The following is a 22,276-nucleotide window of genomic DNA, read 5'->3' as shown; positions in this document are numbered from 1 at the left end:
TATCAGATCTTTCCGACCCGATTTCCTCGGCGCTTTCCGGTCCCATTCGCTTTCGCTCCGGGCCCTTCCTGCGTTTCCGACTCTACCAGATCCTTTCGGTGTCTGATTCCCAGTCAGTGGGGTTTGTCTTTCCGGCTGTTGGGCCGTTCCGACGAGTGAAACTTTAGCGGATTCCCTGCCTCCGACGCTAATCGGCGGCTGCGCTCGGGTTTCGAACGCGGATTCCTCATTTCGCAAAAACACACGGAAAGCAGGACGGCACGGCAAAGCACCATCAGGCTCTGTGGATCTTGCGGAATGGTTGTCCGGGGCCGACCGGGGTCGGTGCTCACGTCGGACAACTCGGAGAACCTTACGGATCCGTCAATCCCGTGTCAACCCCGGTCTCCGGGCGTAGTCTCTGCCCATGACTACGCGTGCGCACACCACCCAGTGGTGGGCCGCCTGACGGCGGCCCACCACTCGCGCATGCAGCAAGCGGCCGCCGACTCGGCGGCCGTTCGCGTATCCCCCTCCGGGTGCCGGCCGTCGGGTCGGCGCTCAGGAGAAGAGGGAGAACGAACGCGATGACGAGGATCTTCAGCGGGGTCAAGCCGACCGGGCATCTGACGCTGGGCAACTACCTCGGGGCCGTACGACGGTGGGTCGAGGTCGATCAGTACCGGGCGGAGGCGCTGTTCAGCGTCGTCGATCTGCACGCGCTGACCGTGGAGCACGATCCGGCGCGGGTGCGGCGGCTCAGTCGGCAGGCGGCCACGCTGCTGCTGGCGGCGGGGCTCGATCCGAAGCGGTGCACCTTGTTCGTACAGAGTCATGTGGACGAGCACGCGCGGCTGTCGTACCTGCTCGAGTGCACCGCCACGGACGGCGAGCTGCGGCGGATGATCCAGTACAAGGAGAAGAGCGTCCAGGCGCGGGCCGCGGGCCAGAGCGTGCGGCTGTCGCTGCTGACGTATCCGGTGCTGATGGCGGCGGACATCCTGGCCTACGGGACCGACGAGGTGCCGGTGGGTGAGGACCAGACGCAGCACGTGGAGCTCACCCGGGATCTGGCCGTGCGGTTCAACCAGCGGTACGGACACACGTTCACCGTGCCGCGGGCGACGCGGCCCGAGGTGGCGGCGCGGGTCATGGACCTTCAGGACCCCACGTCGAAGATGGGGAAGTCGCACGCGAACGGATCCGGGATCGTCTATCTGCTCGACGACGCGGAGACCGTGCGGCGGAAGGTCATGCGGGCCGTGACCGACAGCGGGCGGGACGTGGAGTACGACCGGGAGGGCAGGCCGGGCGTCGCGAATCTCCTCGATCTGATGGCCGCCGCGACGGGTGGGAACCCCGAGGCTCTGGCCGGTGTATATGAAACGTACGGATCGTTGAAGAAGGACACGGCGGACGCGGTCGTCGAGCTGCTGAGGCCCGTGCGGGAGCGGCATGCCGAGCTCGCGGCGGACCCCGGTTATGTGGATCAGGTGCTACGGGACGGGGCCCTGCGGGCCCGGGAGACGGCGCGGCCCTTGGTGGACCGGGCCTATCGGGCGATCGGGCTGCTGCCCGCCGGGTGACGGAACGCGTTGCGGTAGTCGCGTGGGCTGGTGGCGAGGTGCGAGGCGAAGTGCTGGCGCATCGTGACCTCGCTGCCGAAGCCCGCGCGGCGGGCCACCTCGGGGAGGGGGTGGTCGGTGAGTTCGAGGAGTTTCTGGGCGGCGGCGACGCGCTGGGCGATGAGCCAGTGCAGGGGGGTGGTTCCGGTGGTGGCCTGGAAGTGGCGGGCGAAGGAGCGGGGCGACATGCCGGCGCGGGCGGCCAGGGTCGCGATGGTGTGGGGCTCGTCGAGGTGGGCGAGGGCGTGGGCGCGGATGTCGGCGAGGGCGTCGGCGTCGCGGTCGGCTCGGGGGGTGGGGTGCTCGATGAACTGGGCCTGGGTGCCGGTGCGGAAGGGGGCGGTGACCATCGCGCGGGCGATGGCGGCGGCGGCTTCGGCTCCGTGGGCGGTGCGGACGAGGTGGAGGCAGAGGTCGATACCGGCTGCGGTGCCTGCGGAGGTCCAGACGCCGGTGTCCTCGACGAAGAGGGCGTCGGGTTCGACCTGGATCGCCGGGTGGCGGTCGGCGAGGGTCGTGGCCAGGTGCCAGTGGGTGACGGCGCGGCGGCCGTCGAGGAGCCCGGCGCGGGCGAGGACGAACGCGCCGGCGCAGAGCGAGGCGACCGGGGTGCCCGCGGTGTGGGCGCGGCGGAGGGCGTCGAGCACGGGGTCCGGGACGTCGGCGTCGGGGTCCTCGATGCCGGGGACGAGGACCAGGTCGGTGGGGGTGAGCTCGTCGAGCCAGGTGAGCGGGCGGTCGGGGGTGAGGGAGAGACCGCCGCGCAGGGGGATGGGGGTGTCCGGGTCGGCGGCCGCCCTGCGAAGTTCGAAGGGTGGGACGCCGCGGAGGGTGCGGTCGCTGCCCCAGACCTCGGTGATGACGGAGATGTCGAAGGCGCGGATGCCCGGGAAGGAGAGGAGGGCGATGCGCTGGGGGCGGGGTGCGGGGGTCTGCGGCATGGACGGCACGATTGGCAGTAAACCATCGATCGCTGTCATTCGCCCCTCTGGGAGAGAGCCTCGGCCGGCGGCAGGATCGTGGACATGGAGATCACGGAGAACGCGGCGCTGGTTGTCATCGACGTACAGAAGGGCTTCGAGGAGGAGTTCTGGGGGAAGCGGAACAACCCGGCCGCCGAGGAGAACATCGCGGCTCTGATCGACCTGTGGCAGGAGACGGGGCGGCCGGTCGTGTTCGTGCGGCACGACTCGGTGGAGGGGTCGCGTTCACCGCTGCGGGTGGGGTACGAGGGGAACGCGTTCAAGGACTTCGTCGAGGAGCGGCGCGGGAAGGGCAATGGTCCTGAGCTGCTGGTGACGAAGAGCGTGAATTCCGCCTTCTACGGGGAGCCGTCGCTGGACGGGTGGCTGTCCGGGCGGGAGATCGGGCAGATCGTGATCGTCGGGATCCAGACGAACATGTGCAACGAGACCACGGCGCGGATGGGCGGGAACCTCGGGTACGAGGTGGTGTTCCCGCTGGACGCGATGCACACGTTCGATCTGGAGGGGCCGTTCGGCTGGTCGAGGAGCGCGGATGAGCTGTCGCAGGCGACGGCCGTGTCCCTGCACGGGGGGCGGTTCGCGAAGGTCGTGACGACGGAGGACGTCGTGAAGGGGGCGTCCGTCGGGGTCCGGTGACCCCCGGGCGTCAGCTGGTGCCGGAGGCGAGTTCGCGGCTGCGGTCGCGGGCGGCTTCGAGGGCGGCGATGAGGGCGGCGCGGACGCCGTGGTTCTCGAGCTCGCGGATGGCGCTGATGGTGGTGCCGGCCGGGGAGGTGACTGCCTCGCGGAGCTTGACGGGGTGTTCGCCGCTGTCGCGGAGCATCACGGCGGCGCCGATGGCGGCCTGGACGATCAGGTCGTGGGCCTGGGCACGGGGCAGGCCGAGGAGGATGCCGGCGTCGGTCATGGCCTCGACGAGGAAGTAGAAGTACGCCGGTCCGGAGCCGGAGAGGGCGGTGGCCGCGTCCTGCTGGGACTCGGGGACGCGGAGGGTCTTGCCGACTCCGCCGAAGATCTCCTCGGTGTGGGCGAGGTGCGCGGGGGTGGCGTGGCTGCCGGCCGAGATGACGGACATGCCCTCGTCGACCAGGACGGGGGTGTTGGGCATGACGCGGACGACGGGGGTGCCGGTGGTGAGACGGTCCTCGATGAACGAGGTGGGGATACCGGCGGCGGCGCTGATGACCAGGCGGTCGGCGGCGACGTGGGGGGCCAGCTCGTCGAGGAGTCGGCCCATGTCCTGGGGCTTGACGGCCAGGATGAGGGTATCGGCGCGCTTGGCGGCCTCGGCGTTGGTGACGGTCTCGACGCCGTAGCGGGCGCGGAGCTCCTCGGCGCGTTCGGAGCGGCGGGCGGTGACCAGGAGGTTCGCGGGGCGCCAGCCGGCGCGGATCATGCCGCTGAGGAGCGCTTCACCGATCTTGCCGGTGCCGAGGACTGCGACGGTCTGGGTCATGGCTCTGTTCACCTCGCCGGAGGGGGGTACGTGTCGTCATCCTCGCACCGGCGGGCCGGGTGGTGTGCGGGTGTCCGAGGGGCGGTCACGCGGTGCGGCGGCGGAGGGTGGCCGCGCCGAGGCCGAGGACGAGGAGTGCGCAGCCCGCGACGACGAGGGCGTCGCGGACGAAGTCGCCGGTGACGTCGGGGTGCCGGAGGACCTGGTTCATGCCGTCGACGGCGTACGACATGGGCAGGACGTCGGAGATCGCTTCGAGGGCGGGGGCCATGCGGTCGCGTGGGGTGAAGAGTCCGCAGAGGAGCAGCTGGGGGAAGATCACGGCCGGCATGAACTGGACGGCCTGGAACTCGGAGGCGGCGAAGGCGGAGACGAAGAGGCCGAGGGCGGTGCCGAGGAGGGAGTCGAGGAGGGCGACCAGGAGGAGGAGCCAGGGGGAGCCGATGACGTCGAGGCCGAGGAACCAGACGGCGAGGCCGGTGGCGAGGGCGGACTGGACGACGGCGAGGAGTCCGAAGGCGAGGGCGTAGCCGGCGATGAGGTCGGCCTTGCCGAGGGGCATGGCGAGGAGGCGTTCGAGGGTGCCGGAGGTGCGTTCGCGGAGGGTCGCGATGGAGGTCACCAGGAACATCGTGATGAGCGGGAAGATGCCGAGCAGTGAGGCGCCGATGTTGTCGAAGGTGCCCGGGCTTCCGTCGAAGACGAACCGCAGCAGGAAGAGCATCACGCAGGGCACGAGGAGCATCAGGGCGATCGAGCGCGGGTCGTGGCGCAGCTGACGCAGGACGCGGGCGGCGGTGGCGAGGGTGCGGGCGGGGCTCATGACCGGGGCTCCTCGGGGGCGTGGGCGGCTCGGGCTGCGGCGGCGTCGACGAGGCGGAGGAAGGCTTCTTCGACGGTGGCGGTGTCGTTGCGGTGACGGAGGGCCTCGGGGGTGTCGTCGGCGAGGATCTCGCCCTCGCGCATGAGGAGGAGCCGGTGGCAGCGTTCGGCCTCGTCCATCACGTGGGAGGAGACGAGGAGGGTCGTGCCGCGGTCGGCGGCGATCTGGTGGAAGAGGTTCCACAGGTCGCGGCGGAGGACGGGGTCGAGGCCGACGGTGGGTTCGTCGAGGACGAGGAGTTCCGGGGTGCCGAGGAGGGCGACGGCGAGGGAGACGCGGCTGCGCTGGCCGCCGGAGAGCCGGCCGGCGAGGGAGTCGGCGTGCGAGGCGAGGTCGACGTCGTCGATGGCCCGGTCGACGGTGGTGCGGCGTTCCTGGCGGTGGGCGCGGCCGGGGAACAGGACGGCGGCGAAGTAGTCGAGGTTCTGTCGGACGGTGAGGTCGTCGTAGACGGAGGGGGCCTGGGTGACGTAGCCGATGCGGGAGCGGAGGGTGGGGTCGCCGGCGGGGTGGCCGAGGACCTGGAGGGTGCCGTCGACCTTGGCCTGGGTGCCGACGATCGCGCGCATCAGGGTGGTTTTTCCGCAGCCCGAGGGGCCGAGGAGGCCGGTGATGCGGCCGGCCCGGACGGTGAAGTCGAGGCCGCGCAGGACGGTGCGGTCGCCTCGGACGGTGGTGAGTCCCTGTGCGGCGATCGCTGCGGCGGGTGGGACGGCCGGGTGGGCCGGGGGTGACCCGGGCGTGGTGCTGTCGGTGTCGGACCTGGCTGTGGCCTGGTCGGCGGCCTCACCCGCCGGGTAATTCATCATGCGATGAATAGTCCTCCCGGCGGTACCGGTCGTCAAGCATCCGGCGGGCTTCGGTCGGGGGGCTCGGGAGGGAACGACGAAGCCCCCGCGAGAAGGGATCTCGCGGGGGCGGGGGCCGGCGCCGTCCTGTTACCTGCGCTTGGGCTTCTTGCGGGCGGCCGGGTTGCCCGTACGGGTGCCGCGGCGCTTCTCGTACTGCGCGCGGGCCGTGTCGTACTCGGCGCGGCGGAGCTTCTCGCCCGGGGCCTCGACGAAGCAGCGGGCGCAGTAGGCGAGGAGCGAGCCGATGAAGCCGATCGCCTTCAGGCTGCGCAGGGACTCCTCGCGGGCCGGGTCGGTGGGCCTGCGGCCGAAGCCCTCCCAGGTCTTGCGGAAGGCGATGGCGCTGCAGACCGCGAACATGAGGACGACCAGCATGTTGACGATGCCGCCGACGTTCGCGATCGCCAGGCCCTGGTACGCGAAGCGCAGCACGAAGCAGGCCGCGACGGCCGCGGCCAGCGAGCCGACGGCCAGGCCGATGCGGCGCAGCGTGTAGGTGCCGCTGTGGTCGGCCCAGCTCGTGCCGAAGAAACGGATCTCTTCGGGCTGAGGCCCGGCAGGAGTCCCGCCGGTCGGGCCGCCGGCCGGGCCGCCGGTGGTGCTGGGGGTCTGCTCGTCGTCGCTCACGATGTCGATTATCCCCGGGGCGACGAAGGAGGCCCTCAGGCGCAGCGCGGTGCGACGAACCCGTCGCTGCCCGTGCGGACGTACGCGTCGGAGATGTACTCGCCCGGCGCGATGTTGTCCCAGATCTTCGTGGTGCCGTACGGGCCGCTGATCCACTCGCCGTACTTCTGGCAGGAGATCGCCACCGTGGCGCCGAGCGGCAGCGCCCGGACGATCGGGTACTGGGTGCTCGGGCCCGAGCGCACGTTGACCCGGTAGCCGGGTGCGACCGTGTAGTGGGTGGCCGTGGTAGCCATCGTGGTGGTCTTGTTCTCGTCCGTGCTCATGGTGTCCTCCCCCTTGGCGCAAAAGCGCTCCGCCGAGTTTCACTCTCCGCGACGCGCAGGCTAGCAAGCCCCGCCGACTTCGGGGGGCCCATGGACTAGGCTCCGTCGGGTTCGCGCGGGTGCGCGCGAGTGACGGGGAATCACACGGGGGTGGGCGATGCCGCCGTTGCGCAATACCGGTGCCGACCGGAATGCGGAGCAGCCCGAGTACGCGGGCGACTACCGCCTCCAGGCATGTCTGGGTGCCGGCGGCATGGGGGTCGTGCACCTCGCGGCCTCCGCCTCGGGGCTGCGGCTCGCGGTCAAGGTCGTACACGCACGGTATGCGGAGGACCCCGAGTTCAGGGCGCGTTTCCGCCAGGAGGTCGCGGCCGCCCGCCGGGTCAGCGGGGCCTTCACGGCGCCGGTCGTCGACGCCGACCCCGATGCCGTACGCCCCTGGATGGCCACCCTCTACGTCCCCGGGCCCACCCTCGCCGACCAGGTGAAGCGGAACGGCCCGCTGGCCCCGGCCGAACTGCGCCGGCTCACCGCCGGCCTCGCCGAGGCCCTGCGCGACATCCACCGCGCCGGTGTCGTCCACCGCGACCTCAAGCCCAGCAACGTCCTGCTCACCGACACCGGCCCCAAGGTCATCGACTTCGGCATCTCGCGGCCCGTCGACAGCGATCTGCACACCGAGACGGGCAAGCTCATCGGCTCGCCGCCGTTCATGGCGCCCGAGCAGTTCCAGCGGCCGCGCGAGGTCGGGCCCGCCGCGGACGTCTTCGCGCTCGGCTCGGTCCTCGTCCACGCGGCCACCGGGCACGGCCCGTTCGACTCCGACAGCCCGTACATCGTGGCGTACCAGGTCGTCCACGACGAGCCCGATCTGACGGGGGTGCCGGCGGAGCTGGCGCCGCTCGTCGCGCGCTGCCTCGCCAAGGAGCCCGGCGAGCGCCCGACTCCCGCCCAGATCATGTCGGCGCTGCTGCCGCCCTCGTACGCGGCGGAGGCCTTCATACCGGCGCAGCGGCGCCGGCCCGCGCTGCCGCACGGCGAGGAGCGGGCCCACGGCGAGCCCGGCCCCACGCCCGCGTGGGACGCGGACACTCCCGTACGAGCCCCCGCGCCGGCGCCGCCCCGCCGCGGCCCGCGCCTCGGCCGGGTGCGTCTCAGGCCGCGCCTCACGCTCGCCGTCGCCGCCGCGCTCGCGCTCACCGGAGCCGGTCTGTACGCCGCCATGAGCCCCCCGGCCGGCGGCGGATCCGAGCCCCCCGCCCGCCCCGACGAGGTGGCCACCGCCTTCACCGGCTGGCACACCACCCTCCAGATGCACGGCCCCACCGCCGCGCCCGCGTGCACCCACGGCGGCGGCGCGCTGTACTGCGCGGCCCGCGGCGTGGGCCTCGCCCGGCTCGACCCCGTCACGGGGAAGGTCGTCTGGTCGCTCACGGGGCCCGTCGAGGCGGAGTCACCGGTCGCGCCCTTCCTCCTCGCGGACGGCCTGGTCGGCGCGGCCGCCCCGGCGGACCCGCTGCGGGCGTACGCGGCCGCCGACGGCGCCCCCGGCTGGGCCGCCGGACCGGTGAAGCCCCCCGAGCTGTACGTGCCGGCCGGTTCCGCCGTCGTCCTGACCGACGGGCGGGGCGGGGTACGAGCCGTCGGCAGCCAGGACGGGAAGGAACTCTGGCGGCACGGGCTGGACGGCTTCCAGGCCCCGCGCCCGGGACCGTACGACGCCCCGTCCGGCCTCCTCACCGTCTCCGAGACCTCGGCCGACGGGACGCACACGCGCGTGGCCGAGATCCGTCCCCGGACGGGCGAGCAGGCCTGGCAGCGGAACATGCCGGGCGACCTCGACCCGCTGGGCCGTACCGGCGACGGCGCGCTGCTCCTCGCCTCCCGCTACCAGGCCTCCCTCTTCGACCGCCTGGTCGTGCTCGATCCCGGCCGCGGCTCCGTGCGCGAGCTGCCCCTGCCCCACCGGCTCGACGTCCGGGGCGTCGCCGTGCGCGGCGCGGTCGTCCACATCCTCGAAGCCGACGGGCACCTCACCGCCTTCGACACCGCGGCGCCCAAGGGGCGGGTGCTGTGGGAGCTGGAGACGGGCGCGGGAAACGTGTCCACGCCGGTCACGGGCCCCGGCGACCGGCTCTACTTCTCCGTCCAGGACGGGCGGCTGCTCGCCGTCGACACCGTGCGCGGGGCGCTGATCGGCCAGACCCGGCCGCGGCTGCTCAACGGCCGGCTGGAGTACGCGCCGCTGGTGCCGCCCCCGGTGGTCGCCGGTGACCGGGTGTTCGGCACGGCCCCGGACGGATCGGTGTTCGCCGTGGACGCACGCGATCCCGCCTCCTGGTGAACCGCACCTGAGGAAGACGGCGGGGAGCGGGCGTCGCCGCCCGCTCCCCGCCGTCTCAGGTCCTGCGCGCCGGACTCAGCCCAGCTTCGACACGTCCCGGACCGCGCCCTTGTCGGCGCTCGTCGCCATCGCCGCGTACGCGCGCAGGGCTGCCGACACCTTGCGCTGCCGGTTCTTCGGCTCGTACACGCCGTTCAGCGCCTCGCGGCGGGCGGCCAGGGTGTCCTCGTCGACGAGGAGCTCGATGGAGCGGTTCGGGATGTCGATGCGGATCCGGTCGCCGTCCTCGACGAGGGCGATCGTGCCGCCCGAGGCCGCCTCCGGCGACGCGTGGCCGATCGACAGGCCGGACGTGCCGCCCGAGAAGCGTCCGTCGGTGACCAGCGCGCAGGTCTTGCCCAGGCCCCGGCCCTTGAGGAAGGAGGTCGGGTAGAGCATCTCCTGCATGCCGGGGCCGCCGCGCGGGCCCTCGTAGCGGATGACGACCACGTCGCCGTCCGTGACCTGCTTGTTCAGGATCTTCTCGACCGCCTCGTCCTGCGATTCGCAGACCACGGCCGGGCCCTCGAAGGTCCAGATCGACTCGTCGACACCGGCCGTCTTCACGACGCAGCCGTCGGCGGCGAGGTTGCCGTGCAGGACGGCGAGACCGCCGTCCTTGGAGTACGCGTGGGCCGCGTCGCGGATGCAGCCGCCGGCCGCGTCCACGTCGAGCGCCTCCCAGCGCTCGGACTGCGAGAAGGCGGTCGCCGAGCGGACGCAGCCGGGGGCCGCGTGCCACATCTCGACGGACTCGTCGGTCGGGGAGCCGCCGCGCACGTCCCAGGCGTCCAGCCACTCCTTGATGGAGCGGGAGTGGACGGAGTGGACGTCCTCGTTGAGCAGGCCGGCGCGGTAGAGCTCGCCGAGGATGGCCGGGATGCCGCCCGCCCGGTGCACGTCCTCCATGTAGTACGTGCGGTCCTTGGCGACGTTGGGGGCGACCTTGGCCAGGCAGGGCACCCGGCGCGAGACCTCGTCCATGTCCGGCAGGCCGTAGTCGAGCTCGGCCTCCTGGGCGGCGGCGAGCAGGTGGAGGATCGTGTTCGTCGAGCCGCCCATGGCGATGTCGAGGGCCATGGCGTTCTCGAAGGCCGCGCGGGTCGCGATCGAGCGCGGCAGGACGGAGGCGTCGTCCTCGTCGTAGTAGCGCCGGGTGATCTCGACGACCGTGCGGGCGGCGTTCTCGTACAGCGCCTTGCGGCCGGTGTGGGTGGCGAGCATCGAGCCGTTGCCCGGGAGGGAGAGGCCGATGGCCTCGGTCAGGCAGTTCATCGAGTTGGCGGTGAACATGCCGGAACAGGAGCCGCAGGTCGGGCAGGCGTTCTCCTCGATGCGGGCGATGTCCTCGTCCGAGATCTTCGGGTTCACGGCGTCGGAGATCGCGTCGACCAGGTCGAGCGTGCGGACCGTGCCGTCGACGAGGGTTGCCCGGCCGGACTCCATCGGGCCGCCGGAGACGAAGACCGTCGGGATGTTGAGGCGCAGGGCGGCCATCAGCATGCCGGGGGTGATCTTGTCGCAGTTGGAGATGCAGATCAGGGCGTCGGCGCAGTGCGCCTCGACCATGTACTCCACGCTGTCCGCGATCAGGTCGCGGGAGGGCAGCGAGTAGAGCATGCCGCCGTGGCCCATGGCGATGCCGTCGTCGACGGCGATCGTGTTGAACTCGCGCGGGATGGCCCCCGCGGCCGTGATGGCCTCGGAGACGATCCGGCCGACGGGCTGCAGGTGGGTGTGGCCCGGGACGAACTCCGTGAAGGAGTTGGCGACCGCGATGATCGGCTTCCGGCCGATGTCCGCGCCGGGTACACCGGAGGCGCGCATAAGGGCGCGTGCGCCCGCCATGTTGCGGCCGTGGGTGACTGTGCGGGACCTCAGCTCGGGCATCGTCGCTCGCTCCTCGTGATGGGGGTGCTTGCTTTCGAGCGTACGCCGACGGACCAAGATCTGGACAGCGCGTCCGCATGGCGGACGGGCTGTTCAGCTTTCGGTCAGCGGCCGCCCGGTGGCTCAGGCCTCGGTCAGATAGCGCTGGAGGGTCGGGGCCACCATGGCCACGATCTCCTCCGGGTCCACCGAGGCCATCGGCTCGACCTGGATCACATACCGCAGGATCGCGATCCCGATCATGTGGGAGGCGGCCAGCTCCGCGCGGAACCTGGGGTCCGGTACGTCGAGCTCGTCCGCGATCCGCTCCAGGAGCCGCCGCAGCACGAAGGTCCTGAGCACCTTGGCCGCCGCCTCGTGGGTGAGCGCGGAGCGGACGATCGCGAGGAGCGGGGCCCGGCTGACCGGGTTCTCCCAGACGCCGATGAAGAACCGGGCGAGCCGTTCCCCGATGGTCTCGCGCGGGCCGCCGACGATCGCCGGAACGACCGCCGCGGGCTCGAAGGAGACCTCGATCGCCGCCGCGAAGACCTCGTCCTTCGTCCCGAAGTAGTGGTGGACGAGGGCCGCGTCGACGCCGGCCGCCTTGGCGATGCCGCGTACCGAGGTCTTGTCGTAGCCGCGCTCCGCGAACTGGGCGCGGGCCGCCTCCAGGATCCGTTCCCGCGCGCCCGGTCCGCTCTCCTCCTCGGTGCGGGACGGGCGGCCGCGCCTGCGGGGGGCGGGTTCGGTCACGAGCGCGGGACTCGGGGCGAGCGGGTGGCCGCGGAAGCGAGGTGGAGCCGGGTGAAGGCCAGGGCCTCGGCGAGGTCGGCCTCGCGTTCGGCGGCTGACATCGCGCGGCGGGTGTTGACCTCGATGACGACGTGGCCGTCGAACCCGGTGCGCGCGAGGCGCTCCAGGAGCTCGGCGCAGGGCTGCGTGCCGCGCCCCGGGACCAGGTGCTCGTCCTTGGCGGAGCCCTTGCCGTCGGCGAGGTGGACGTGGCCGAGCCGGTCGCCCATGCGGTCGATCATCGCGAGGGCGTCGGTGCGGGCGGTCGCGGTGTGCGAGAGGTCGACGGTGAAGTGCCGGTAATCGTCCTTGGTGACGTCCCACTCGGGGGCGTACGCGAGCATCTCGCGGTCCTTGTACCGCCACGGGTACATGTTCTCGACGGCGAACCGCACGTCGGTCTCGTCCGCCATCCGCCAGATGCCGGTGACGAAGTCCTTGGCGTACTGGCGCTGCCAGCGGAACGGCGGGTGCACGACGACCGTCGACGCGCCGAGGCGCTCGGCCGCGGCCTGCGCGCGCTGGAGCTTGACCCACGGGTCGGTGGACCAGACGCGCTGGGTGATGAGGAGGCAGGGGGCGTGCACGGCCAGGATCGGGACCTGGTGGTAGTCGGAGAGCCGGCGCAGTGCCTCGACGTCCTGGCTGACCGGATCGGTCCACACCATGACCTCGACACCGTCGTAGCCGAGGCGCGCGGCGATCTCGAAGGCCGTCGCCGTCGACTCCGGATAGACCGAGGCCGTCGACAGGGCGACCTTCGCATCCGGGATGCGCACCACTGGTTCTGCCACGGGGACAGGGTACGGGGCCCGTCGGGGGGCCGGGGGGTGGTTCCGGTCACGCCCGGCCGGGCGTGACCGTTCGTCCTACGCCTCCGGCAGGTGGTCCAGGCGACGCAGGATCACGCCCTCGCGCAGCGCCCAGGGGCAGATCTCCAGCTCCTCCACGCCGAGGAGGTCCATCGCGCCCTCCGCCACCATCGCGCCCGCGAGGAGCTGTCCGGCGCGGCCCTCCGAGACGCCCGGCAGCGCCGCGCGCTCGGGAACGGTCATGCCGGCGAGGCGCGGGACCCACTCCTCCAGGGACGTGCGGGTCAGGATCCGCTCGACGTAGAGCCCCTCCCCCGAGCCGGGGGCGCCGGCGATCCTCGCCAGCTGCTTGAAGGTCTTGGAGGTGGCCACGACGTGGTCGGGCCGGCCGGAGCGGCTGAACTCGCCGACCGTACGGGCGATCTGCGCGCGCACATGGCGGCGGAGCGCCTTCACGTCGGCGGAGTCGGCCGGGTCGCCCGGCAGCCAGCCGGCGGTCAGCCGGCCCGCGCCGAGCGGCAGGGAGACCGCCGTGTCGGGGTCCTCGTCGATGCCGTACGCGACTTCGAGGGAGCCTCCCCCGATGTCGAGGAGGAGCAGTTTGCCCGCGGACCAGCCGAACCAGCGGCGGGCTGCGAGGAACGTGAGCCGGGCCTCCTCCCCGCCGGTGAGGACCTGGAGGTCGACGCCCGTCTCGTCCTTCACGCGCGCGAGGACGGCGTCCGCGTTGGTCGCCTCGCGGACCGCGGAGGTCGCGAACGGGAGCACCTCCTCGCAGCCCTTGTCCTCGGCGGCGAGCAGTGCGTCCCGGACGGTCGCGATGAGCCGCTCGACGCCGAAGGGCGCGATCGCGCCCCGTTCGTCGAGAAGTTCGGCGAGCCGGAGCTCCGCCTTGTGGGAATGGGCGGGCAGCGGCCGGGCGCCGGGGTGGGCGTCCACCACCAGGAAGTGCACCGTGTTCGAACCGACGTCGAGGACTCCGAGTCTCATGGGCGGAACGCTACTGCGCCGACCCGCATACGCTTGGACTTGTGCCAAAGACGAAAAAGGCGAAACCGGGCAAAGACAGTGCGGTCAAAAGCGCCAGGAAGCAGGGCAAGAGCGTGGAGCCGGACGAGAAGGGCCTCGACTTCGCGCGGGCGTGGGTCGAGTTTCCCGACCCGGCCGACGAGGAGCAGATCTTCCGCTGCGACCTGACCTGGCTGACCTCGCGCTGGTCCTGCGTCTTCGGCAGCGGCTGCCAGGGGATCCAGGCGGGCCGGGCCGACGACGGCTGCTGCACGCTGGGCGCGCACTTCTCCGACGAGGACGACGAGAAGCGGGTGGCCACGCACGTGGCACGCCTCACGCCCGAGCTGTGGCAGTTCCACGACGTCGGTACGGACTCGGGCTGGACCCAGCTCGACGAGGACGGCGACCGGCAGACCCGCCGCTGGGAGGGCTCCTGCATCTTCCAGAACCGTCCGGGGTTCGCGGGCGGTGCGGGCTGCTCGCTGCACATCCTGGCCCTGAAGGAGGGCAGGGAGCCGCTGGAGACCAAGCCCGACGTCTGCTGGCAGCTGCCGGTGCGGCGCACGTACGACTGGATCGAGCGGCCCGACGACACGAAGGTCCTCCAGGTGTCGATCGGTGAGTACGACCGGCGGGGCTGGGGCCCGGGCGGTCACGACCTGCACTGGTGGTGCACGTCGGCGACGTCGGCGCACGGCGCCGGGGAGCCGGTCTACGTCACGTACCGGCCCGAGCTCACCGAGATGATGGGCGAGGAGGCGTACGAGGTCCTGGTCGGGCTGTGCGAGGCGCGGCTCTCCTCGCAGCTGCCGCTGGTGGCGCCGCACCCGGCCGACCCGAAGCGCTAGCGCCGGGCCGGGCCGGCCCTGACGTTCGGCTCGCCTCCGTGGCCGACGGCCCGGCCGGTGATCAGGACGACGACGGGGGTGGTTCCTCCGTCGTCGGGGGCGGCGTGGTCGGCTCCGACGGGCCCGGTTCCGTCGTCGTCGGGGGCGGTTCCTCCGTCGTCGGCGGCGGCGTGGTCGGCTCCGTGGTCGGCGGGCTCGTCGGCGGGTCGGTCGGCTCGGTCGTCGGGGGCGGTTCCTCCGTCGTCGGCGGCGGCGTGGTCGGCTCCGTCGTGGGCGGGCTCGTCGGCGGCGTGGTGGGCTCGGTCGTCGTCGGCGGGGGTGTCACCGGGTCGATCACCGGCGGCGGCGCGGTCTGTCCGCGTCCGTCGATCCTGACCACCGCGCCGGAGGGGTTCACCCCGATCCGGGCACTCCACGCGCCCCGCGGTTCACGGCCGTGGTCGACGCGGACGGTGACCGTGACCGTCTCGCCCGGGCGGAGGATGCCGGAGGCCCGGCTCACGTACAGCCAGGGGGCGTCGGTCCACAGCGACCAGTCGACGGGGGAACCGCCGGCGGCGGTGAGCGTGAGCAGCGTCAGATCGCCGTGGCCGCGCGCGGAGACCGTGATCCAGCCGGCGGCGGGCTCACCCGGTGCACCGGGGCCTGCGGGGCCGGTGGGACCACCGGGGCTGAGCACCTCGACGGAGACGTCGGGGGCGCGGCTGCCCCGGGTGAAGCGGGGCTCGGGAGTGGTGCGGGCGTTGCCCGCGTTCTCGTAGCGGTCGTACGGGCGTCCGTCGGGGCCGTCCGGTTCGTCCGCCTCGCGCGCGCTGATCCGGGATCCGTCGCGGGCGCTCGTGTCGGCGACCGGGGTACCCCGGTAGGAGGTCCACAGCGCGAGGACGGGCGCGGCCACCACGGCCGCGACGACGGTGGTGGTCACCGCGCGGGCCCGCAGCCGGTCGCGGCGGGCCACATGGTCCTTCGGGTCCATCGGGAAGCCGGTCGGCGAGAAGCGCGGGGCGCCGGCACGCGCGCGCGGGACGTGCAGCATCGCCATGTACGCGGCGGCCCGGGGCGCCTCGACGAGGGGCAGGCGGGCCTGCGGCAGCGATCCGGCGCCGGGCCACGGACCGGCGGCACCCACCCGCTCGGCGGCCTTCCGGCAGCGGGGGCAGTCGTCGACGTGCCGGACGAGTTCCGCGCGCAGGGCGGCCGAGAGCAGCACCTGGTGGTCGCCGGTGAGCCGGGCCACGGTGGGGCAGCTGCCGGTCTCCACGACGGCGAGCGCGGCCCGGGTGCGCTCGACCTCGCAGCCGGCGGTGGCGAGGAGCTCGCGGGCGGCGAGCGGGTCGAGGGAGAGCACGGCGGCGACCTGACGGTGGCTGAGTCCGTGCCGTACGGCCAGCTCCAGGGCCTCGCGCTGCTCGGGTGTGGTGCCGGCGGCCTCGGGCCAGGCGAGCCGGGCGAGTTCGGCGCGGCGCCGCTCGGCGGTCTCCTCGGGGACCCTGGGCGGCTCGGGGGCGGTGACGGCGGGGCGCCCCGTGTGGGCGCCCTGGCGTCGGCGGCGCTGCTCACCGAGGCTGCGCAGGCACGCCCAGCGGGCGAGGGCGTACAGCCAGGCCGTACGGCCGTCCTCGTCCGAGGGGCAGCGGCCGTGGTGGCGCTCGGCGACGGCGAGGACGTCGCCGAGGACGGCGGTGGCCGTGTCGTGGTCGCAGAGCACGGAGAGGCAGTACGTGAAGAGGCCGTCGAGGGCGGCCTCGTAACGGGCGGGGGGCCTCCGGCCGAGCGTGCGCGATCCCTCATCCGTGGCGGCTCGGTGCGCCCGGTGTGCGCCGGTGGTGCGTGCGGGGGAATCCAGCCTGCTGCTCGTCACCGGTCGACCGTAGGCAGCACAGGGGGCGCTTTTCGTACCGGTTGCGTTGTTCTCATTCTTACGGGTGAAGGTATCGCTCGAAAGGGGACAGGAATCAAACATTCCGGGGCCCTGTGGAAACGCGGCGTCGGCTGTCGGTGGGGGCGGCTACGGTGGCGACATGGCTGCCCGTACGAAAACGACCAAGGACCGGCCGTCCTACCGCTGCACCGAGTGCGGCTGGCAGACGGCCAAGTGGCTCGGCCGCTGCCCCGAGTGCCAGGCCTGGGGGACGGTCGAGGAGTACGGCGCGCCCGCCGTCCGGACGACCGCGGCCGGCCGGGTCTCCACCGCCGCGCTCCCCATCGGGCAGATCGACGGCCGGCAGGCGACCGCCCGCTCGACCGGCGTCGACGAGCTGGACCGGGTCCTCGGCGGGGGTCTGGTGCCGGGCGCCGTCGTGCTGCTCGCGGGCGAGCCGGGCGTCGGCAAGTCCACGCTGCTGCTCGACGTGGCGGCCAAGGCGGCCAGCGACGAGCACCGCACGCTCTACGTCACCGGCGAGGAGTCCGCCAGCCAGGTCCGGCTGCGCGCCGACCGGATCAACGCCCTCAGCGACCACCTGTACCTCGCCGCCGAGACCGACCTGTCGGCCGTCCTCGGACACCTCGACGCCGTGAAGCCCTCACTGCTGATCATGGACTCGGTGCAGACCGTCGCCTCCCCCGAGATCGACGGCGCTCCCGGCGGCATGGCCCAGGTCCGCGAGGTCGCCGGCGCACTCATCCGGGCCTCCAAGGAGCGCGGCATGTCCACGCTCCTCGTCGGCCACGTCACCAAGGACGGGGCCATCGCCGGCCCCCGGCTCCTGGAGCACCTGGTCGACGTCGTGCTGAGCTTCGAGGGCGACCGGCACGCGCGCCTGCGGCTGGTCCGCGGCGTGAAGAACCGGTACGGGGCGACCGACGAGGTCGGCTGCTTCGAACTCCACGACGAGGGCATCACGGGTCTGGCCGACCCCTCCGGGCTCTTCCTGACCCGGCGTGACGTGGCCGTGCCGGGCACCTGTCTGACGGTCACCCTGGAGGGCCGCCGCCCGCTGGTCGCCGAGGTCCAGTCGCTGACCGTGGACAGCCAGATCCCGTCCCCGCGCCGGACCGTCTCCGGTCTGGAGACCTCCCGGGTCTCGATGATGCTGGCGGTCCTGGAGCAGCGCGGCAGGATCAGCGCGCTGGGCAAGCGGGACATCTACAGCGCGACCGTGGGCGGCGTGAAGCTCACCGAGCCCGCCGCCGACCTGGCGATCGCACTCGCGCTCGCCTCCGCGGCGAGCGACACCCCGCTGCCGAAGAACCTGGTCGCGATCGGCGAGGTCGGCCTCGCCGGCGAGGTCCGGCGGGTGACCGGCGTGCAGCGCCGGCTCGCCGAGGCACACCGGCTGGGCTTCACGCACGCGCTGGTCCCCACGGACCCGGGCAAGGTGCCGCCCGGCATGAAGGTGACGGAGGTCGCGGACATGGGCGACGCGCTGCGGGTGCTCCCTCGCAGCCGGCGCGCGAAGGCGCCGGAGGGGGCGGAGAAGTAGGAGAGGCGGCGGGAGGCTTGTCCTCGCCGCTGCGGGGAGGCCCGCACTCCGGCTGCGGAGAGGCCCGCACTCCCCGCCGCCGGCCGCGGGCCGGGGGCGGGGGGCGTGAGCGGGTGGCCGACCGGTCGCGGGAGGCCTCGGCCGGAGTGATCCGGAGCGGTCGACGCCGCATGTTCACACCGCGCCGACGGTTCGCTCCGTACGCTTCGCAAAGACGCGGAGGGTTAGGTCCGTGTCGGGGCGGGGACCCCTTTCGGACCACCGTGATCGGTCGGGGGCGGAGGGCGGCGGGGTGGTGTCGCTAGACTTTGCCCTGGTCTCGCCCATCCGTACGAGCCGGAGGAGTGCAGTGGCAGCCAAGGACGGGGCAGCAGCTCCTGGAAAGTCCGGCGCGGGCTCCGGCAACGAAGCGCTGATGCGCGCCGCCCTGAGCGCCGTCGCGCCGGGCACCGCGCTGCGTGACGGCCTGGAGCGGATCCTCCGCGGCAACACGGGCGGTCTCATCGTGCTCGGCCTCGACAAGACGGTCGATTCGATGTGCACCGGCGGTTTCGTGCTGGACGTCGAGTTCGCCGCCACGCGCCTGCGTGAGCTGTGCAAGCTCGACGGCGCGCTCGTCCTCGACAAGGACATCACCAAGATCCACCGCGCGGGCGTGCAGCTGGTTCCGGACGCCTCCATCCCCACCGAGGAGACCGGCACCCGGCACCGCACCGCGGACCGGGTCTCCAAGCAGTGCAACTTCCCGGTCGTCTCCGTCTCCCAGTCGATGCGGCTGATCGCGCTGTACGTGGACGGTGAGCGCCGGGTCCTGGAGGAGTCGGCCGCGATCCTGTCCCGCGCCAACCAGGCGCTCGCGACCCTGGAGCGGTACAAGCTCCGGCTCGACGAGGTGGCCGGCACGCTCTCAGCGCTGGAGATCGAGGACCTGGTCACGGTCCGGGACGTCACCGCCGTCGCGCAGCGGCTGGAGATGGTCCGCAGGATCGCCACCGAGATCGCCGAGTACGTGGTCGAGCTGGGCACGGACGGGCGGCTCCTCTCGCTCCAGCTGGACGAGTTGATCGCGGGCGTGGAGCCGGAGCGCGAGCTGGTCATCCGGGACTACGTGCCGGAGCCGACGGCCAAGCGCTCGCGGACGGTCGCGGAGGCGCTCACCGAGCTGGACGCGCTGACCCACACCGAGCTGCTCGAACTGCCGGTCGTGGCGCGGGCGCTGGGCTACAGCGGCTCGCCCGAGACCCTCGACTCGGCCGTCTCGCCGCGCGGCTACCGGCTCCTGGCCAAGGTGCCGCGGCTGCCGGGCGCGATCATCGAGCGGCTCGTGGAGCACTTCGGCGGGCTGCAGAAGCTGCTCGCGGCCAGTGTGGACGACCTCCAGACCGTGGACGGCGTCGGCGAGGCCCGCGCCCGCAGCGTGCGCGAGGGCCTGTCCCGGCTGGCGGAGTCCTCGATCCTCGAGCGCTACGTCTAGGGGGTGTCGTGTCGATCACGCCGGAGCCCGGCCTGATCGGCACGACACCCCCAGGGCGTACGGCTGAGCGACACGTACTGGACGTACCGCTCCCGGCGCCGGGGCCCTTGCCTCCGGCCGATCAGTCCCTGGCGAGCGTGAACGAGGCAGGGAGAACCTTCGCACCCGGCATCGTCGCCTCCACGAGGTAGGTGCCGGGGGCGGCCTGGCCCGCCGGGGCGGTGGCGCACTGCGGGGCGCTGCGTCCGCGGTCCCACTCCACGGTGTGGGTGACGGTGGCGCCCGCGGGGACGCGCAGCAGGATCGGGTTCCCGGGGCGCGGGCAGTCCGCGGAGGACCAGACCTCGTCGTCCTGCTTGTCGCTGATCGTCAGAACCGCGGCGCGGGGCCCGAAGTCGGCCTTGCAGGCGGTCTTCGAGGTGTTCTTGGCGACGAGGTGGAAGCGGGGCTTCTCTCCCGCCTCGTAGCTGACCTTGGCGCTGCGGAGCGTCAACTGCAGGGCTTCCGCAGAGCAGTTGGGAAGCGGGGAATCGGCCGGGACCTGCTGTCCCGCACCGGTGCCCGCGCCTCCGTCGCCGCCCGCGCCGTCGGTGTCGCCGTTCTTGCCGCCGCCGTCGGTTCCGGCGGCCGTACCCGCGTCCGCGCCGGCGTCGGTGCCCGTTCCCGGATCCGCACCGGAGCCGCCCGGGCCGCCGTTGCCTCCGGTGGTGTCGCCGGAGTCGCCCGACTCGTCGCGTCCGCCCGGCTGTTGGCTGATCGCCTCCCCGGTGCCCGAGGGGCCCGGAGTGATGGAGGGAGGGGTGGGGGAGGCGCCGTTGGCCCCGTCGTTCGTCTTCTTCCCGCCCCCGTCACCGGAGGTGACGGCCCAGACGGCGAGGAGTGCGAGAAGCGCCACCAGGCACGCCGCCACCGCCCTCCGTCGCCAGTAGATGGTGGAGGGAAGCGGCCCGACCGGATTGCGCAAAGATCCCACGACCCGAACCTTACGAGAGATCCGGCCCAACTCCCGCCCCACCCGCCGCCCGAGACATCAAGTTTTGCCGATGATCACATCCGTCGGTTCCGGGAACTTTTCCCGGAACGGAGCTCCGGAGCTCGCACGCCCCACCCGAAACCGGCGGGAACCGGAGCGAATCGCGAGCACCCCCACTTTCGTCGGGGGTCGTTCTGGCCGTTGGCCCGGGGCGGCGGACTCCGGATTCCGGTTAGCGTCTTTCACCATGAACACCCTCCTCGACCTCTCCGACCGGCTCTATCTCGATGTCGCCGACTTCGCCCACGCGACCCCCCACTGGTTCCAGTGGCTCGCCGAGGTCTGGACCGAGGCCGGACTGCTGTTGTTCGGCGCGTTGTTCCTGGCCGGCTGGTGGCGCTCCCGCGAAGGTTCGAGCCGGGCGATGGCGCTCGCGCTGCTCGCCCCCCTCGCCACGGCCTTCGGGTACGTGGTGAGCGAGGCGCTGAAGTCGCTGGTCGACGAGGACCGTCCGTGCCGTGCCGTCGTCGGGGCGCCCGACTCGCTCATCACCTGCCCGCCGTACGGCGACTGGTCCTTCCCCAGCAACCACTCGGCCATCGCCGGCGCGGCCGCGATCGCGCTCGCCCTCTCCTGGCGCGGGATCGTCTGGCTGACCGTGCCGATGGCGCTGCTCATGGCCTTCTCGCGGGTCTTCGTCGGCGTGCACTACCCGCACGACGTGACCGTCGGCCTGCTCCTGGGCGGTCTGGTCGCCTTCCTCCTCATGCGGGCGGCGGTCCGGCCGGTGGGCGCTCTGGTGGAGACGGCCCGGTCGAGCCGGAGCTCGGCCGTGGTGTGGTGCGCGGGGCGCGGGCCCCGGGCTCACGCCCCCGCGCGCGCCGAGGACCTCCCGCGCGCCCGCCACGGCGCGTACTGATCGCGTCGGGGACGTGCCAGGATCGGTGGTGCCATGACTTCCATCGACGCTCCCCTCACGCCTGCCGCCCCCGCCGCCGAAGCCCCCGGGGCCCTGGATGCCGCCGAGGCCCCCGAGGCCTCCGCGGCCTTCGAGGCGCCCGCCCTCCCGACGCCCCCCGCCGAGTTGCACGGGCCCGTCCTCGCCTGGTTCGACCGGCACGCCCGCGACCTGCCCTGGCGCCACCCCGAGGCCGGGGCCTGGGGCGTCATGGTCAGCGAGTTCATGCTCCAGCAGACACCCGTCGTCCGGGTGCTCCCGGTGTACGAGCAGTGGCTCGCGCGCTGGCCGCGCCCGGCCGATCTGGCCGCCGACGCGCCCGGTGAGGCGGTCCGCGCCTGGGGCCGGCTCGGCTATCCGCGCCGGGCCCTGCGGCTGCACGCGGCGGCCGTGGCCATAAAGGAACGGCACGGCGGCGACGTGCCGAGCGATCACGGGCAGCTGCTCGCGCTGCCCGGCATCGGCGAGTACACGGCGGCCGCGGTGGCCTCCTTCGCGTACGGCCAGCGGCACGCCGTCCTGGACACCAATGTGCGCCGGGTCTTCGCTCGGGCGGCGACGGGCGTCCAGTACCCGCCGAACGCGACGACGGCCGCGGAGCGCCGGCTCGCCCGCGCACTGCTGCCGGCGGACGAGGCGACGGCCTCCCGCTGGGCCGCCGCCTCGATGGAACTGGGCGCGCTCGTCTGCACGGCGAAGAACGAGGACTGCGGGCGCTGCCCGATCTCCGGGCAGTGCGCCTGGCGGCTCTCGGGGAAGCCCGCGCACGACGGCCCGCCGCGGCGCGGCCAGACGTACGCGGGGACCGACCGTCAGGTCCGGGGCCGGCTCCTGGCGGTGCTGCGGGAGTCGACCGAACCGGTGGCGCAGGCGGTCCTGGACAAGGTCTGGGACGAGCCGGTGCAGCGGGCCAGGGCCCTGGACGGACTGGTCGCCGACGGCCTGGTGGAACCGCTGGACGGCGGGCTCTACCGGCTGCCCGTGGCCTGAGCCGG

At 73.0% G+C, this 22,276-nt stretch carries 20 protein-coding genes; 8 read left to right on the top strand and 12 right to left on the bottom strand.

Features of this window, described 5'->3' with window-relative positions; translation table 11 throughout:
- The first annotated feature begins 566 nt into the window (after positions 1-566).
- On the top strand, positions 567-1,565 hold the full coding sequence (trpS, locus tag IF00_RS0132335) for a tryptophan--tRNA ligase (RefSeq protein WP_030324248.1): 999 nt from the start codon (positions 567-569) through the stop codon (positions 1,563-1,565).
- Here the strand turns inward: trpS and IF00_RS0132330 are convergent.
- A complete protein-coding gene (locus IF00_RS0132330; RefSeq protein ID WP_030324246.1) occupies positions 1,532-2,545 on the bottom strand; it encodes a GlxA family transcriptional regulator in 1,014 nt (337 codons plus the stop codon). The genes trpS and IF00_RS0132330 overlap by 34 nt on opposite strands.
- Before the next feature lie 84 nt (positions 2,546-2,629).
- On the opposite strand from IF00_RS0132330, the gene IF00_RS0132325 reads away from it, so the two are divergent.
- Entirely contained in the window at positions 2,630-3,226 is a 597-nt protein-coding gene (locus IF00_RS0132325) for a cysteine hydrolase family protein (protein ID WP_030324245.1), read from the top strand.
- A gap of 10 nt (positions 3,227-3,236) precedes the next feature.
- On the opposite strand, the gene proC is transcribed toward IF00_RS0132325, so the two are convergent.
- The 5 genes from proC to IF00_RS0132300 form a co-directional block, all read right to left on the bottom strand.
- Positions 3,237-4,046 carry a pyrroline-5-carboxylate reductase gene (gene proC, locus IF00_RS0132320; RefSeq protein ID WP_030324243.1) on the bottom strand — a complete coding sequence of 270 codons (810 nt, stop codon included), beginning with the start codon at positions 4,044-4,046 and terminating at the stop codon, positions 3,237-3,239.
- Positions 4,047-4,131: 85 nt separating this feature from the next.
- Positions 4,132-4,869, bottom strand: coding sequence for an ABC transporter permease (locus IF00_RS0132315; protein WP_030324241.1), 738 nt, complete (start codon positions 4,867-4,869; stop codon positions 4,132-4,134).
- Positions 4,866-5,738 carry an ABC transporter ATP-binding protein gene (locus IF00_RS0132310; protein ID WP_078944930.1) on the bottom strand — a complete coding sequence of 291 codons (873 nt, stop codon included), beginning with the start codon at positions 5,736-5,738 and terminating at the stop codon, positions 4,866-4,868. The genes IF00_RS0132315 and IF00_RS0132310 overlap by 4 nt, the downstream gene beginning before the upstream one ends.
- A gap of 129 nt (positions 5,739-5,867) precedes the next feature.
- Positions 5,868-6,407, bottom strand: a complete 540-nt coding sequence (locus IF00_RS0132305; RefSeq protein ID WP_030324237.1) for a membrane protein — start codon at positions 6,405-6,407, stop codon at positions 5,868-5,870.
- A 35-nt stretch (positions 6,408-6,442) separates the two neighbouring features.
- Positions 6,443-6,733, bottom strand: coding sequence for an SH3 domain-containing protein (locus tag IF00_RS0132300; RefSeq protein WP_051820720.1), 291 nt, complete (start codon positions 6,731-6,733; stop codon positions 6,443-6,445).
- A 157-nt stretch (positions 6,734-6,890) separates the two neighbouring features.
- On the opposite strand from IF00_RS0132300, the gene IF00_RS0132295 reads away from it, so the two are divergent.
- Positions 6,891-9,077, top strand: a complete 2,187-nt coding sequence (locus tag IF00_RS0132295) for a protein kinase domain-containing protein (RefSeq protein ID WP_030324235.1) — start codon at positions 6,891-6,893, stop codon at positions 9,075-9,077.
- A gap of 75 nt (positions 9,078-9,152) precedes the next feature.
- Here IF00_RS0132295 and ilvD read toward each other — a convergent pair whose 3' ends face one another.
- The 4 genes from ilvD to IF00_RS0132275 all read right to left on the bottom strand — a co-directional run bounded on the left by ilvD (position 9,153) and on the right by IF00_RS0132275 (position 13,582).
- A complete protein-coding gene (ilvD, locus tag IF00_RS0132290; RefSeq protein ID WP_030324234.1) occupies positions 9,153-11,006 on the bottom strand; it encodes a dihydroxy-acid dehydratase in 1,854 nt (617 codons plus the stop codon).
- Between the two features lie 123 nt (positions 11,007-11,129).
- The gene (locus IF00_RS0132285) at positions 11,130-11,741 is read right to left on the bottom strand and encodes a TetR/AcrR family transcriptional regulator (RefSeq protein WP_030324233.1); all 612 of its coding nucleotides are present in this window, start codon (positions 11,739-11,741) and stop codon (positions 11,130-11,132) included.
- Positions 11,738-12,574 carry a sugar phosphate isomerase/epimerase family protein gene (locus tag IF00_RS0132280; RefSeq protein WP_030324232.1) on the bottom strand — a complete coding sequence of 279 codons (837 nt, stop codon included), beginning with the start codon at positions 12,572-12,574 and terminating at the stop codon, positions 11,738-11,740. The genes IF00_RS0132285 and IF00_RS0132280 overlap by 4 nt, the downstream gene beginning before the upstream one ends.
- Before the next feature lie 75 nt (positions 12,575-12,649).
- Entirely contained in the window at positions 12,650-13,582 is a 933-nt protein-coding gene (locus IF00_RS0132275) for a Ppx/GppA family phosphatase (RefSeq protein ID WP_030324231.1), read from the bottom strand.
- Between the two features lie 41 nt (positions 13,583-13,623).
- Between IF00_RS0132275 and IF00_RS0132270 the strand changes: the two genes are divergently transcribed.
- Entirely contained in the window at positions 13,624-14,451 is an 828-nt protein-coding gene (locus tag IF00_RS0132270) for a DUF3109 family protein (RefSeq protein ID WP_078944929.1), read from the top strand.
- 61 nt (positions 14,452-14,512) lie between these two features.
- Here IF00_RS0132270 and IF00_RS42915 read toward each other — a convergent pair whose 3' ends face one another.
- Positions 14,513-16,312 (bottom strand): BACON domain-containing protein, encoded by a 1,800-nt coding sequence (locus tag IF00_RS42915; RefSeq protein WP_030324228.1) that lies wholly within the window; start codon positions 16,310-16,312, stop codon positions 14,513-14,515.
- Positions 16,313-16,472: 160 nt separating this feature from the next.
- On the opposite strand from IF00_RS42915, the gene radA reads away from it, so the two are divergent.
- Positions 16,473-17,876: a DNA repair protein RadA gene (radA, locus tag IF00_RS0132260; RefSeq protein WP_030324227.1), complete on the top strand. Its 1,404-nt coding sequence runs from the start codon at positions 16,473-16,475 to the stop codon at positions 17,874-17,876.
- Positions 17,877-18,225: 349 nt separating this feature from the next.
- On the top strand, positions 18,226-19,350 hold the full coding sequence (gene disA / locus IF00_RS0132255) for a DNA integrity scanning diadenylate cyclase DisA (RefSeq protein WP_030324225.1): 1,125 nt from the start codon (positions 18,226-18,228) through the stop codon (positions 19,348-19,350).
- Between the two features lie 121 nt (positions 19,351-19,471).
- On the opposite strand, the gene IF00_RS0132250 is transcribed toward disA, so the two are convergent.
- Positions 19,472-20,323, bottom strand: a complete 852-nt coding sequence (locus IF00_RS0132250; RefSeq protein ID WP_030324223.1) for a hypothetical protein — start codon at positions 20,321-20,323, stop codon at positions 19,472-19,474.
- 247 nt (positions 20,324-20,570) lie between these two features.
- Between IF00_RS0132250 and IF00_RS0132245 the strand changes: the two genes are divergently transcribed.
- Together IF00_RS0132245 and IF00_RS0132240 are read left to right on the top strand one after the other, a co-directional pair.
- Complete coding sequence (locus tag IF00_RS0132245; RefSeq protein ID WP_030324221.1) at positions 20,571-21,242, top strand: phosphatase PAP2 family protein; 672 nt, start codon at positions 20,571-20,573, stop codon at positions 21,240-21,242.
- Positions 21,243-21,275: 33 nt separating this feature from the next.
- The gene (locus IF00_RS0132240) at positions 21,276-22,271 is read left to right on the top strand and encodes an HhH-GPD family protein (protein WP_245234691.1); all 996 of its coding nucleotides are present in this window, start codon (positions 21,276-21,278) and stop codon (positions 22,269-22,271) included.
- The last annotated feature ends 5 nt before the right edge of the window (positions 22,272-22,276 follow it).

Origin of the sequence: Streptomyces flavochromogenes (assembly GCF_000717595.1) — a bacterium.
In the GTDB taxonomy this organism is placed as follows: Bacteria; Actinomycetota; Actinomycetes; order Streptomycetales; family Streptomycetaceae; genus Streptomyces; species Streptomyces flavochromogenes.
This window is presented reverse-complemented; position numbering and strand designations above follow the sequence as displayed.

Bases quoted from the DNA above. Each gene is read 5' to 3' on its own strand.
- trpS (WP_030324248.1), top strand. From the start codon at position 567: ATGACGAGGATCTTCAGCGGGGTCAAGCCGACCGGGCATCTGACGCTG.
- IF00_RS0132330 (WP_030324246.1), bottom strand. From the start codon at position 2,545: ATGCCGCAGACCCCCGCACCCCGCCCCCAGCGCATCGCCCTCCTCTCC.
- IF00_RS0132325 (WP_030324245.1), top strand. From the start codon at position 2,630: ATGGAGATCACGGAGAACGCGGCGCTGGTTGTCATCGACGTACAGAAG.
- proC (WP_030324243.1), bottom strand. From the start codon at position 4,046: ATGACCCAGACCGTCGCAGTCCTCGGCACCGGCAAGATCGGTGAAGCG.
- IF00_RS0132315 (WP_030324241.1), bottom strand. From the start codon at position 4,869: ATGAGCCCCGCCCGCACCCTCGCCACCGCCGCCCGCGTCCTGCGTCAG.
- IF00_RS0132310 (WP_078944930.1), bottom strand. From the start codon at position 5,738: ATGATGAATTACCCGGCGGGTGAGGCCGCCGACCAGGCCACAGCCAGG.
- IF00_RS0132300 (WP_051820720.1), bottom strand. From the start codon at position 6,733: ATGAGCACGGACGAGAACAAGACCACCACGATGGCTACCACGGCCACC.
- IF00_RS0132295 (WP_030324235.1), top strand. From the start codon at position 6,891: ATGCCGCCGTTGCGCAATACCGGTGCCGACCGGAATGCGGAGCAGCCC.
- ilvD (WP_030324234.1), bottom strand. From the start codon at position 11,006: ATGCCCGAGCTGAGGTCCCGCACAGTCACCCACGGCCGCAACATGGCG.
- IF00_RS0132275 (WP_030324231.1), bottom strand. From the start codon at position 13,582: ATGAGACTCGGAGTCCTCGACGTCGGTTCGAACACGGTGCACTTCCTG.
- radA (WP_030324227.1), top strand. From the start codon at position 16,473: ATGGCTGCCCGTACGAAAACGACCAAGGACCGGCCGTCCTACCGCTGC.
- IF00_RS0132245 (WP_030324221.1), top strand. From the start codon at position 20,571: ATGAACACCCTCCTCGACCTCTCCGACCGGCTCTATCTCGATGTCGCC.
- IF00_RS0132240 (WP_245234691.1), top strand. From the start codon at position 21,276: ATGACTTCCATCGACGCTCCCCTCACGCCTGCCGCCCCCGCCGCCGAA.